The following is an 11,910-nucleotide window of genomic DNA, read 5'->3' as shown; positions in this document are numbered from 1 at the left end:
AACTTCGCTGATTACGGACTATGCAGAGTTTTCAGCTCCAAGAGCGCGCCACAACTGTCCCAATTGATCCTTACAATCCTCAGGATTGGCAAAAAGGCTATCGTTCCTTACCTAAGGAGTACGACTACCGCATTGATGAGGTGGAGGGCGAAATTCCTCCCGAGCTCCAAGGTACTTTGTTCCGTAACGGCCCAGGATTGCTTGACGTCAATGGTCAGTTATTGCACCACCCTTTTGATGGCGATGGCATGATTTGCGCGATCGCTTTTAAGGACGGTCAAGCCCATTTCCGCAATCGCTTTGTTCGTACCGAAGGCTTTCAGAAAGAACAAAAAGCTGGCAAGATCCTCCATCGCGGCGTATTTGGCACCCAAAAGCCAGGGGGACCACTGGCTAATGCCTTTGACTTCAACCTCAAAAATATTGCCAATACGCAAGTGATTTACTGGGGTGGCAAGCTGTTGGCTCTGTGGGAAGCGGCAGAACCACATCGGCTTGATCCGCAGACACTGGAGACTTTAGGCAGAGAATATTTAGATGGTGTCTTGTCTCCGGGGTCAGCGTTTGCCGCTCACCCTTGGATTGACCCGGGCTGTGCTCAAGATAATGGCGCTCCCTGTTTAGTCAACTTCGCGATTAAACCTGGGCTATCGACCAACATTACGGTCTATGAGCTGAATCCAGACGGTAAAGTCGTGCGGCAATCGGTCCACTCAGTGCCTGGATTTGCCTTCATTCACGATTTTGCGATTACACCAAACTATTGTGTGTTTTTCCAAAATCCGGTGCACTTTAATCCCTTGCCCTTTGCCTTGGGTTTACGCGGAGCCGCAGAGTGCATCACTTTCCAACCAGAGCAACCGACCCGAATCTTGGTAATTCCTCGACGCGCTTCAGAGTCGATGCAGATCTTAGAAACCAAATCGGGATTTGTCTTCCACCATGCCAATGCCTTTGAGCAAGATGGATCGATCTACATTGATTCGGTTTGCTACGAAGCTTTTCCAGAAGTAGAACCTGGCTCGGATTTCCGAGAAGTCGATTTTGCCAGCTTAGCGCCGGGTCATCTGTGGCGGTTTCACCTAGATCTCGCAGGCAAGCAAGTTGAGCGGCAACTTATAGAGAGCCGTTGTTGCGAGTTTCCCTTTGTGCATCCATCCAAAGTAGGCCGTCCCTACCGTTATGCCTATTTAGGTGCAGCCCATGCAGCAACTGGGAATGCACCTTTGCAAGCGATCCTGAAAGTAGATTTGGAGTCGAGCGATCGCCAACTTTGGAGCGCAGCGCCCCAAGGCTATGTCGGTGAACCCGTGTTTGTGCCCCGCTCGGGTTATAACGAGCAAGGATTACCGCAGGCTGAGATGACCGGGGAAGAAGATGACGGTTGGGTGTTGACCTTGGTTTATGACTCGAAGCGGGAGCGATCGGATGTCGTGATTCTGGATGCTCGCGACCTCAACCAAGGACCAGTCGCGCGGTTGCATCTGAAGCATCATGTGCCCTACGGCTTGCATGGTAGCTTCACTCCTGCATACTTTGGACGCGATCGCTAGCCTGGAATGCTTTACCCGCGCTGGTTACGACTTGGTTGCGATCGCCTAGCTGGCACCACCTCAAGTTTATTAGCAATGACTGTTTATCTTAAAGAGTTGATGAACTTTGTGTGCCAGCTATGGCTGATTCTCGGCACTTGGATGAAGATGGGACAGAAAAGCCCGTATAGATACTTAGGTATTTGTAGCTAAAGCAAGGTTAGAAGATAACTGCTTGCTGCTGGCAGGGTTTCAGCGCCATAAGGGCTGCTTCTAGAACGAGTGAGCTGAAGATGTGTTAAGACAGTGTTACGAAATTCTGCCTCGCTGATTTAGCCAAGCTCAAGCTAAGGTCCAACCCTATCCTTTCGTACTGATTGAAATTCCTCAGGTTGCCGCTATGAGATTCAGCATTGTGATCACAACTTACAACCGCTTGTCTCTGTTGAAGCGAGCAATTGCTTCAGCCCTAGACCAAACGGTGCCTTGTGAGGTGGTCGTTGTCGATAATTGCTCCTCAGACGGCACTGAAGCGTATGTGCGCAGTTTAGGCAACCAGGTTGTTTATCATCGCAATTCCGCTAACTTGGGCCATTCCGGGGCAGTAAATACTGGAGTCAAAGTTGCCAAGGGTACTTGGATTAAACCCGTAGATGACGATGACTATCTAGCGCCTAACTGCATTGAGGAAATGGCCAAAGCGATCGCTCTGCGCCCCCAAGCTGCCATCTGTTCTTGCCAAGCGGCCCAAGTCGATGACAACGGAGTTGAACTGAGCCGAACGCGACAGGTGGGGCCAGGGCAAGCCTTCTACATCCCGCAAGAAGATATTCATTATGGGATGTTGCTGGAGCAAGTTCCCTTCGGTACTCCGATTCAAGTTGCCTTTCGGAGAGACGCATTTTTAGAATCTGGGGGTTGGGATACCAGCTTAACGAGCTGTGACGATATTGATTCGTGGATCAGAATTGCCAAATATGGCGATGCCATTTTCATCAATCAGTGTCTGACCTACCGGACTGTTTGGCCAGGTGGATACGACCAAAAGATTGCCCTAGAAACCCGCATGAATACAAACATCCTGATGAAGGAAAGAATTCATGCGTTGGTGAATGAAAAATACCGCTCAGCGATTCCAGCCATTCAAGATATCCGTCATTATCTCTGCCTGCATTGGGGCTTAGTCGCCTTGAAGCAAAAGAAAATTGTGAATGGTCTTCAGATGGTGCTACCCGCTACGGCATCTCCTGCTGCTTGGAAATTGTTGTTAGGAGCTCGCAAAGGACATCAACCAAACCCAGCTGTTCGCAAGTTGGTCTTACTGGATGTTCGCTCCTCTGCGCCAGCAGCAATGCTGATGAATTCTTAGATTCGCGTTTCTAATTTCAAGGCCATTAAAAAGCACCTTAAAAAGCAGGGGTATCTTTGAACCACCCCTGCTTTTATCGATTTAAAGACACTTGAGAGGCTAGATCCGGGCTCCTTCTGGCAGGGGTCTGCCCTTGGGTTCTGGCAAAGCTGGCCGCCGTTCATAAGGCGTAGGAATGTATTGAACGGTAGGTCTGCCGCCTTGAGGTTGAGGATAAAGCTCCATCAAGTTGTAGATCGAGGTGGGTAAACCTACGGTTATCGGTAAACCTAACTCAGTTGCTTCTTCCACGGTAACTGGGTAATCGTGAGTGACTTTGCCAGTGGTTAAGGTGTCAATAATCAATTCAATTTTGTCATCTGCAATTTTCTGCTGAGGTACATTGTCTTTGAGCAGGGTTCTGACAAACTTTTGGACTTGTTGAATCGCCTTGCGAGACAAATCAGCCATGATCAAAGTTTGATCATCAATGTCACTGATTGGTTTTTCTTCAACCACCTTTAGGACACTAGCGGCTGGAAAGTTACCCAACTGCGGGTCTACTGGGCCGAGCACTGCATTGGCATCCATGACAATTTCATCCGCAGCTAAAGCCAGCATGGTGCCGCCACTCATGGCGTAGTGAGGCACAAAAACTGTCACTTTGGCAGGGTGACGAATCAGGGCTCTAGCAATTTGTTCTGTCGCCAGCACCAGACCACCAGGAGTATGCAAAACCAGGTCAATGGGCATATCGGGTGGAGTGAGGCGAATCGCTCGTAGGATTTGCTCGGAATCCTCAATCGTGATGTAACGAGATAAAGGAATTCCTAATAAATTGATTGATTCTTGACGGTGAATTAAGAGAATTACTCGACTGTTATGTTGTTGCTCTAGCCCCCGCAAAGCTTGCAGACGAGAGGATTCAATGCGGCGACGCTGCCACATCGGTTGTAGCGAAGAAATTAATAGAAAAACCCAAAATAGGTCTAGAAAACTAAAGGTCATTTGAAAAACTACTCATCAATAGAACTTAGTGTGAAGCCCTTTTATTATTTCAATCGCGATGAGAGGTTGAGTCTATCGGAAGCATTAAAATAGCTTTCTAGCGATCAATAGGGCGATCGCTCTATTCGATCTATAAACGCTATAAAAATTTTCAAACTAATACTAAATAAATTCACCTCTAGTTTCTGACTTCTATTTTTATCTTATTCAAGCGAATCTATCTTTAGATGCAGGTTCTTTAGGGCGCATACTATAGCAGGGTTACATGCCTGAATTCAGCTTGAAGATTTCATCTAAGTTGAGGAATTCTATCGATTTGTTTACCACTTTAGGGCGAGGGTATAATTTTTTCTCTGTCCTTGGGTTAATAGTTTTCGACTGATTGCGTCGATTAAGCTGAACTTGTATCAGTCAACACTTTTAATCTTGTTTGAGGATAGATTTATGGATAATAAAACAGATAAAAATTCACCCGCTGTTGATAGCCAAGGTCGTGCTGAAGTAGATACTTACGATCGCGGCATTGTGCCCGCCGAAACAGCTGCCCGTAAAGAAAGAGAAGGGAGTGCATTTAAGCAGCACCCAACTGAAGCTAGTCAGCAGCAGGCTAGAAATGATGATGAAACCGATAGCAACAGCATCAAAACAACTGAAGGTTACACCTCCGACAAAGAAGGCTTAATTAATAACTACGCGATCGAGCCAGAAATGTATGTGGATGAACCAGGAGATTTAAGAGAAAAAGAAGCACAGCTAAAAGCTGAGCGTACAGGAGAAATCAACGAAGCCAATCAAGACAAGGACGGCCAACTGTCAATGGAACATGACAGTCGTGGCAAAGGTCCTGGCATGATCTAAACCTACGGCTCAGGCTTGAAAGAAAACGCTCAAGAGAGGGCGGGGTGTAGCTTTACACCCCTTTTTTTGTTTGATCTTTAGCTGGCTTAACTGCGGGCAACTCCATCTTGGCGAGCCGCCCGTTGCACTGCTGCCGCTACAGAAGTTGCTACTCGCTCATCAAAGACAGACGGAATTACATGTTCTCGATCTAGGTCGGAAGGCTTAACCAACGAGGCGATCGCTGCTGCGGCTTCTAGATACATGCTGGTGGTTAAGGCGGCGGCCCGACAATCTAGAGCACCTCGAAAGATACCGGGAAACGCTAAGACGTTATTAATTTGGTTGGGGTAGTCGCTGCGGCCCGTCGCCATCACCGCAACATCATTCACGACTAGCTCGGGTTGAATCTCTGGAATCGGGTTGGCCATGGCAAACACAATCGGCTCGCTCGCCATCGATCGCACCATTTCAGGCGTTAAAACGCCAGGAGCACTAACACCTAAAAAGACATCTGCCCCGACTAAGGCATCAGCTAGGGTGCCACTTTGGGTGACGGCAAATTCTCGTTTCTCTGCTGTCAAGTCAAGGCGATCCAGGCAAAGCAAACCTCTAGAGTCGCACATATAAATCCTGGTCGCCCCGGCTTTACATAGCAGACGAGCGATCGCGACTCCTGCCGCGCCCGCGCCATTAATCACAATTCGCACTTGGTCTAGAGGTTTATGGACTAACTTCAGAGCGTTGGTTAGGGCTGCCAGGGTGACAATGGCAGTGCCATGCTGATCATCATGAAAAACCGGAATATCGAGTTCACGCCGCAGGCGATCTTCAATCTCAAAGCAGCGAGGAGCCGAAATATCTTCTAGATTGATCCCGCCAAACACAGGCGCGATATTCTTCACGGTTTCAACGATCGCATCCGTATCTTGGGTTGCTAAGCAGATCGGGAAGGCATCAATTCCAGCAAATTCTTTGAATAGCATCGCCTTACCTTCCATCACAGGTAAAGCCGCTTCAGGCCCAAGGTTGCCCAACCCTAAAATGGCGCTGCCATCTGTCACCACGGCGATTGTGTTTTGCTTAATGGTTAGGTTATAAGCTTGCTCTGGGTCTTGGGCGATCGCATGACAAATACGGCCCACTCCTGGGGTATAGGCCATCGCCAAATCTCCCTGGTTTTTGAGCGAGATTTTGCTTTCTACCCGAATTTTGCCGCCTCGGTGCAAGTTAAAGGTGCGATCGTAAACGTTAATGAACTTGATGTCTGGCAAATCTTTGACTGCTTGAACAATGGTTTCCGCATGCTCAGTGCTGGCTGCATCAACGGTAATATCGCGCAAAGAAAACTGGCGGGTCTGCTCGATCAAATCAATGTGGCCCAGGTTGCCTCCAGCCCCGGCGATCGCTTGGGTGACGCTAGCCAACATGCCCGCCCGGTTAGGCAGTTGGAAACGAATCGTTAGGCTAAAACTAGGATTAGGAGTTAAATTCACCATAATGCTGTCGTTTCCTCTGCTGGCTCAAAGACGTTGTTAGATGGAGTGGGAGAGAGGCAAAAGTCTTGTGGTCATTTTTAGCTTAAAGAAATTAAAGAGCCACGATTGTACTGAGTCACACTGATAGGTTTGAATTGCAGCTATGCCAAGCCTCTATGCTGAAATTGAAATTGATGCCCCCAAACTAAAAGTGTGGCAAGCGCTCGTGCAAAAAGATCAGTGGATGTACTGGAATACGTTTTTGTATGACTGTGATGCGTCGCGCCCCTTCAAGCAAGGTCAGGAAGTGCTACTCTCTCTACGACGAATTCCAGGCGAAGAAGAAACCGAATTTGAACCTTTAGTCACTTTGATTCAACCCGAGGTGTGCTTGAAGTGGTTCTCGGCGATTCCAGGCTTGCAAAACGAGCATGTGTTTGAACTTCAGGAAATTGATCGAGAGCGCACTAAGTATATTCATCGAGAAGCTTTTTCAGGTTGGCTGGCTCGCATATTTTGGCCGTTTATTCGGGCTGACGAGCAGCAGGGCTTGAGACGAATGGCACGAGAGCTAAAACAATATGTGGAATACCGTTGAAATGACGACGCTTCATTAAAATACAGTCAGAACTTAGGATCTGCCTCATCTAAGTGGGCATACTGAACTCATAATAAATGGGTTACCAGTATCAGTCAGGCGCGAGAGAAAATTCTGGTTTAGAGCTGATCCGGCTTGTCAGTTGGGAAAGAAGGCTTAGAGGTTGCTTGAAGCCAGCGACTATCTATTCCTTTAGCACTCAGTTTGTATCGTAATTTCAGTGAGCCTCCTCAATTGTTGTATCCCCTCCACCAACGATTCAGTTCCGATTATCTGGTTCATCAGTGACTATGAACTATAAAGACGGATGGGCTTTAAAGCACTTCCGATGGTTGCGATATGGTGTGGCCGTATTAGTGGTTGTAGCGGCAACTGTAGTGCGATTACTGCTCAACCCGTTGTTGGGCAATGCAGCACCATTCTTGCCATTTATCTTAGCTGTACTATTTAGTGCCTGGTATGGCGGTTTGCGGCCAGGTTTGCTATCGACTGGCCTGAGTGCCGGGATCATCCATTACTTCTGGCTAAGGTCAAATGGTACAGACGTCGTGGGGTTTAGAAACCTGATTCTATTAGGGCTGTTTCTCACGGCTGGTATTGGCTTGAGTTGGGTAAATGAAGTTCTGCACCGATCGCGCAGAGGCAGTGAAGCCACTCTAAAGGCTTTGCGCTCTAGCGAAGAGCAGTATCGGCTTTTGGTCGATGGGGTTAAAGACTGCGCCATTTATCTGCTGGACGCTCAAGGCTATGTGATGAGTTGGAATGCGGGAGCTGAGCGGATCGAAGGGTATCGGGCCGAAGAGATCATCGGCCAACACTTCTCCCGTTTTTGCCCTCCAGAAGATGTGGCCCAAGGGAAGCCAGAACGAGTCATAGCGGCGGCGATCGCCCAAGAGCGCTTTGAGGAAGAGGGGTGGCGGGTCCGCAAAGATGGTTCTCGATTTTGGTCTCATCTCCTAATGACTGCTTTATGGGATGAAGCAGGAGAACTGCGTGGCTTCTCGAAACTTGTACGCGACATCAGCGATCGCCAGCGTGCCGAAGCTGAACGTCAGCAGTCAGAAGCTGCTCTACAGCGAAGTGAGGAGCAATTACGCTTGGCACTGGATGCTTCTCAAGCAGGAATTTGGGATTGGAATTTGCCCACCGGAACTGTAAGTTGGTCCAGTAAAACCGAACAATTATTAGGTTTGATTCCAGGCACTTTTAGCAAAACTTACGAAACTTTTCTAGAAGCTGTTCATCCTGGCGATCGCGACCAAGTTGTCCAAGCGGTAGCTAAGGCACTGGAGACCAAAAAAGATTACGCTCAGGAGTTCCGGGTCACCTGGCCCGATGGTTCTATTCACTGGATTGCAGGAGCAGGCAAGCTGCTCTTGAATGATCAAGGCGAAGTTGTGCGGATGCTAGGCACTAACATGGATGTGACTGAGCGGAAGCAGACAGAACTGGCCTTGCAGCAGCAAACCGAACGGGAACGCTTGATTGGGGCGATCGCTCAGCGATTAAGACAGTCTCTTAATCTAGAAGAGATCCTCAACACAGCAGTTGCTGAGGTGCGACAGTTCCTACAAACCGATCGAGTGATCATCTATGAGTTTCAGGCTGATCAGAGTGGAGTTGTTGTTGTAGAGTCGATCGCTCCAGAGTGGACTTCCCTTCAAGGCACGGTGGTTCCCCCCTTGGAGGAACCCTTGCTGCAGCTATACCGAGCAGGCCAAGTATCCTCACTGTCAGATATTTATGCAACTCCCCTAGAACCAGATTGCCTGAACTTGTTAACGCAGTTCCAAATCCGAGCAGACTTGGTCATCCCAATTTTGCAAGGCGAGGAACTGTGGGGCTTATTGGTAGTACACCATTGTGCTTCAGCGCATGAATGGCAAGCTTTAGAAATTGATCTGCTAAAACAGCTAGCGGCTCAGTTAGCGATCGCCATCCAACAATCCCAGCTTTACCAACAGGTTCAGCAACTCAACTCCAACTTGGAACACCAAGTCCAAGAACGGATGCAACAGTTGCAGCAAGCGCTCAACTTTGAGGCAGTACTAAAACGGATCACTGATAAGGTGCGGGATAGCTTAGATGAGGGCCACATCCTGCAAACTGCCGTCCGAGAACTGGCACTTGTGCTACAGGCAGATAGTTGTAACGCGGCGCTTTATGACCTGGAGCAAGGGACGGCAGACGTTTGTTATGAGTACACCACCTCAACCTTTGCTTTCCAAGGCCGACGTCTGCACCTAGAATCCTTTCCAGAAATTTATCAGCCTTTGTTGCAAGGTCAGTGTGTGCAATTTTGCTCCATTATGTCCTCCTCTCGCCAAGACCAAGCGGCCCTGCTGGCTTGTCCGGTCCTAGATGACCAAGGGGTGTTGGGTGATTTATGGTTGCGGCATCGGCCAGAGTACATCTTTACGGAGCAAGAGATTCGCCTAGTGCAGCAGATTGCCAATCAGGGGGCGATCGCGCTTCGCCAAGCTCGACTGTATCAAGCCGCTCAAGCGCAAGTCGAAGCCCTAGAAAGACTGAACCAACTCAAAGATGACTTTCTCAGCACGGTCTCTCACGAGTTGCGGACTCCAGTCGCCAATATGAAAATGTCAATTCGGATGTTGGAGTTGGCGCTGAAGCAAGAAGTCCCCACCAGCAACCAGCCCCAAAAGTCTGAGCGCTATCTGCGGATTTTGCAGGATGAGTGTGAACGGGAAATCAGCTTAATCAATGACTTGCTCGACTTGCAGCGCTTAGAAGTAGGAGTTCAACCGCTCACTTTGACCACGATTGATTTATATACCTGGGTCGAGCAGTTGGTAAAACCTTTTGAAGACCGGATGCGAGCTAGACAGCAAACTTTACAAGTAGAGATCGCGCCTGAGCTGCCTCCTTTGGTTTCTGACTTGTTAGGGTTGGAGCGCATTCTTGGCGAGCTACTAAATAACGCTTGTAAGTACACACCACCGGGCGATCGCATTTGCGTGAAGGTGCAAGCCCAAGCCGAGCGGATACGATTTCAGGTAATTAATCTGGGAGCAGAAATTCCTGCTCATGAACTGTCACGAATTTTCGACAAGTTTTATCGGGTTCCTAGTGCGGACCCCTGGAAGCAAGGTGGCACTGGCTTAGGCTTAGCTTTGGTGCAAAAACTAACTAGGCATCTGCAAGGTCAGGTCTATGTAGAGAGCGCTAATCACCGCACCGTCTTTACCGTTGAAGTGCCTATGACACTCGCGGCTGAGCTAGCCGGAAAGAAGTCTAATCGATAACGATATAACGCAACGGGACGACGATTGCTTAATCCTCCAGCCTTGAAATAATCAGGGTCTTGGGGAGAAAGATAAACAGCGGTGATCTGGTCAGCTACGATCGCTGGGGCTTCAGCATCGGCAGATTTTTGAGCAGATTTTTGAGCAGATTTTTGATAAGAGGTAGTTGTCTCGACTTGATTGAAGTAAAGCTGCGGTGCCCCGCGAAATTGCTGTTGAAACACCTCAGTCGTAATAAATTGATCAGCCTGGGGAGTTTCAGTCGCTCGTCCAGTCACAATCGAAACCAATTGGCGATCGCCGCGTAACAACGTGATTTGACGATTAGGAGAACTGGAGTCTGCTTTGACTGCTAGAACAGCGCGATCGCCCAAATAAGCTTTAGCAATATTCAAGCCATTAAAGGCGCGATCGGCCACCACTCCAACTCCATTTTTAGGTCTGGTCGTAGGCAGGAGCAAAGACTTAGGTTTATTGGATGTTGCTGGTGGCGCAAATCGCACCCGAAATTGCACGGGTTGTTGCAAATACTGACGATTGCTCTCAAAACCTGGGCTGATCACCTCTGGAGCTAAAGGTGCCACTAAATCTACCAGTGTGCTAGTCAGATCCCAGTTGCCCGCAAACCATTCCGGGTAAACCAGATCTCCCTCAGCCGCTTGAACGGGAGGTTGTTCCTGCCACTGTGGAAAAGCTGCGATGCGATCGCCTAAAGGCCCTGCTTGCGCGATCGGTTGCCACAGCATGATCAAGATGCTGAGACAACACCAAAGCAGATTGCGCCAATCAAAACTCCATTGCTTCAACTGCGATCGGCTCCTAAACTTCCCTACGCTAATGGCTAAGTTGAACCAATCAATTATTGTTCGTACTGTTCGTAAGCAGCAACAATTCGCTGGACTAAAGGATGGCGCACCACATCGGCTTGAGAGAAGTGGCAGAAAGCAATGCCTTCGACATGTTGCAGAATTTTCTGAGCCACCGCCAAACCAGAGGTTTGTTGAGTCGGCAAGTCCGTCTGAGTCAGATCGCCCGTGACTACCATGCGCGATTTGAACCCCAGACGAGTCAAAATCATTTTCATTTGAGCCGGAGTTGTGTTCTGCGCTTCATCCAAAATCACAAAAGCGTTGCTGAGAGTGCGGCCTCGCATATAGGCGATCGGAGCGACTTCAATCACCCCCCGCTCCATTAAATTCGGAATCTTCTCCGGGTCAATGAACTCATACAAAGCATCGTAAAGCGGGCGTAAATAGGGGTTAACCTTCTGCTGCAAGTCTCCTGGCAAAAACCCCAATTTTTCACCCGCCTCCACCGCCGGACGAGTCAAAATCAAGCGTTCGCACTGATTAGACAGCAACGCTTGTACCGCTAACACCGCCGCTAAAAAGGTTTTACCCGTTCCCGCTGGGCCAATGCAAAATGTCAGATCATGGGTGCGGACTGCCTGAATGTATTGCCGTTGCCGAAACGTTTTAGCTCGAATATCTTCCCCTCGACGAGTCCGCGCTAAAACGTCATGCTGCATCTCGTTGAACTCATCTTGGCGATGGGTGTCCAAGGCTTGACGAGCGGTGAGAATGTCGGCTCTAGAAATACTTTTACCTTTGCTCCAAAGGTCTTCGAGCGATCGCACCACTTTACAACTCAAATCAACTTGAGTTGCAGTTCCAGAGATCAACAGTTCCTGTCCCCGGAGAACAATCGTGGCTCCAGTTTGGCGAGCAAGAGTTTTGAGATTTTCTTCTTGTAAACCAGCCAGGGCGATCGCACTCTCAGCCGTGGGTAACTGAATGGATGCAGCCTCTACCATGCGAATATCGGTGCTCCTAAAAAGGTTTTT

9 protein-coding genes are annotated in these 11,910 nt (G+C 48.8%); 5 read left to right on the top strand and 4 right to left on the bottom strand.

What is annotated here, in order from left to right; translation table 11 throughout:
- Window positions 1-20: 20 nt before the first annotated feature.
- Entirely contained in the window at window positions 21-1,553 is a 1,533-nt protein-coding gene (locus tag H6F72_RS09430) for a carotenoid oxygenase family protein (protein ID WP_190433966.1), read from the top strand.
- Between the two features lie 379 nt (window positions 1,554-1,932).
- Window positions 1,933-2,901 carry a glycosyltransferase family 2 protein gene (locus tag H6F72_RS09425; protein WP_190433964.1) on the top strand — a complete coding sequence of 323 codons (969 nt, stop codon included), beginning with the start codon at window positions 1,933-1,935 and terminating at the stop codon, window positions 2,899-2,901.
- Window positions 2,902-3,000: 99 nt separating this feature from the next.
- Here the strand turns inward: H6F72_RS09425 and H6F72_RS09420 are convergent, their stop codons facing one another.
- Window positions 3,001-3,888 (bottom strand): hypothetical protein, encoded by an 888-nt coding sequence (locus H6F72_RS09420; RefSeq protein ID WP_190433962.1) that lies wholly within the window; start codon window positions 3,886-3,888, stop codon window positions 3,001-3,003.
- Window positions 3,889-4,332: 444 nt separating this feature from the next.
- On the opposite strand from H6F72_RS09420, the gene H6F72_RS09415 reads away from it, so the two are divergent.
- Window positions 4,333-4,746, top strand: coding sequence for a hypothetical protein (locus H6F72_RS09415; protein ID WP_190433961.1), 414 nt, complete (start codon window positions 4,333-4,335; stop codon window positions 4,744-4,746).
- Between the two features lie 86 nt (window positions 4,747-4,832).
- Here H6F72_RS09415 and H6F72_RS09410 read toward each other — a convergent pair whose 3' ends face one another.
- The gene (locus H6F72_RS09410) at window positions 4,833-6,224 is read right to left on the bottom strand and encodes a malic enzyme-like NAD(P)-binding protein (RefSeq protein WP_190433959.1); all 1,392 of its coding nucleotides are present in this window, start codon (window positions 6,222-6,224) and stop codon (window positions 4,833-4,835) included.
- A 142-nt stretch (window positions 6,225-6,366) separates the two neighbouring features.
- Between H6F72_RS09410 and H6F72_RS09405 the strand changes: the two genes are divergently transcribed.
- Together H6F72_RS09405 and H6F72_RS09400 are read left to right on the top strand one after the other, a co-directional pair.
- Entirely contained in the window at window positions 6,367-6,801 is a 435-nt protein-coding gene (locus H6F72_RS09405; protein ID WP_190433957.1) for an SRPBCC domain-containing protein, read from the top strand.
- A 290-nt stretch (window positions 6,802-7,091) separates the two neighbouring features.
- On the top strand, window positions 7,092-10,067 hold the full coding sequence (locus tag H6F72_RS09400) for a PAS domain S-box protein (RefSeq protein ID WP_190433955.1): 2,976 nt from the start codon (window positions 7,092-7,094) through the stop codon (window positions 10,065-10,067).
- Here H6F72_RS09400 and H6F72_RS09395 read toward each other — a convergent pair.
- Both H6F72_RS09395 and H6F72_RS09390 read right to left on the bottom strand, forming a co-directional pair.
- Complete coding sequence (locus tag H6F72_RS09395) at window positions 9,992-10,873, bottom strand: DUF6816 family protein (protein ID WP_242016846.1); 882 nt, start codon at window positions 10,871-10,873, stop codon at window positions 9,992-9,994. The two genes, H6F72_RS09400 and H6F72_RS09395, sit on opposite strands and share 76 nt — an antisense overlap.
- 53 nt (window positions 10,874-10,926) lie before the next feature.
- Window positions 10,927-11,880, bottom strand: coding sequence for a PhoH family protein (locus H6F72_RS09390; protein ID WP_190433953.1), 954 nt, complete (start codon window positions 11,878-11,880; stop codon window positions 10,927-10,929).
- Between the last annotated feature and the right edge of the window lie 30 nt (window positions 11,881-11,910).

Origin of the sequence: Trichocoleus sp. FACHB-46 (assembly GCF_014695385.1) — a bacterium.
GTDB lineage: Bacteria > Cyanobacteriota > Cyanobacteriia > FACHB-46 > FACHB-46 > Trichocoleus.
Note: the sequence above shows the minus strand (reverse complement) of the source record. Positions and strands in the feature narration are given on the sequence as shown.

Excerpts from the sequence above, each read along its gene's own strand:
- H6F72_RS09430 (WP_190433966.1), top strand. The coding sequence starts at position 21 with ATGCAGAGTTTTCAGCTCCAAGAGCGCGCCACAACTGTCCCAATTGAT.
- H6F72_RS09425 (WP_190433964.1), top strand. The coding sequence starts at position 1,933 with ATGAGATTCAGCATTGTGATCACAACTTACAACCGCTTGTCTCTGTTG.
- H6F72_RS09420 (WP_190433962.1), bottom strand. The coding sequence starts at position 3,888 with ATGACCTTTAGTTTTCTAGACCTATTTTGGGTTTTTCTATTAATTTCT.
- H6F72_RS09415 (WP_190433961.1), top strand. The coding sequence starts at position 4,333 with ATGGATAATAAAACAGATAAAAATTCACCCGCTGTTGATAGCCAAGGT.
- H6F72_RS09410 (WP_190433959.1), bottom strand. The coding sequence starts at position 6,224 with ATGGTGAATTTAACTCCTAATCCTAGTTTTAGCCTAACGATTCGTTTC.
- H6F72_RS09405 (WP_190433957.1), top strand. The coding sequence starts at position 6,367 with ATGCCAAGCCTCTATGCTGAAATTGAAATTGATGCCCCCAAACTAAAA.
- H6F72_RS09400 (WP_190433955.1), top strand. The coding sequence starts at position 7,092 with ATGAACTATAAAGACGGATGGGCTTTAAAGCACTTCCGATGGTTGCGA.
- H6F72_RS09390 (WP_190433953.1), bottom strand. The coding sequence starts at position 11,880 with ATGGTAGAGGCTGCATCCATTCAGTTACCCACGGCTGAGAGTGCGATC.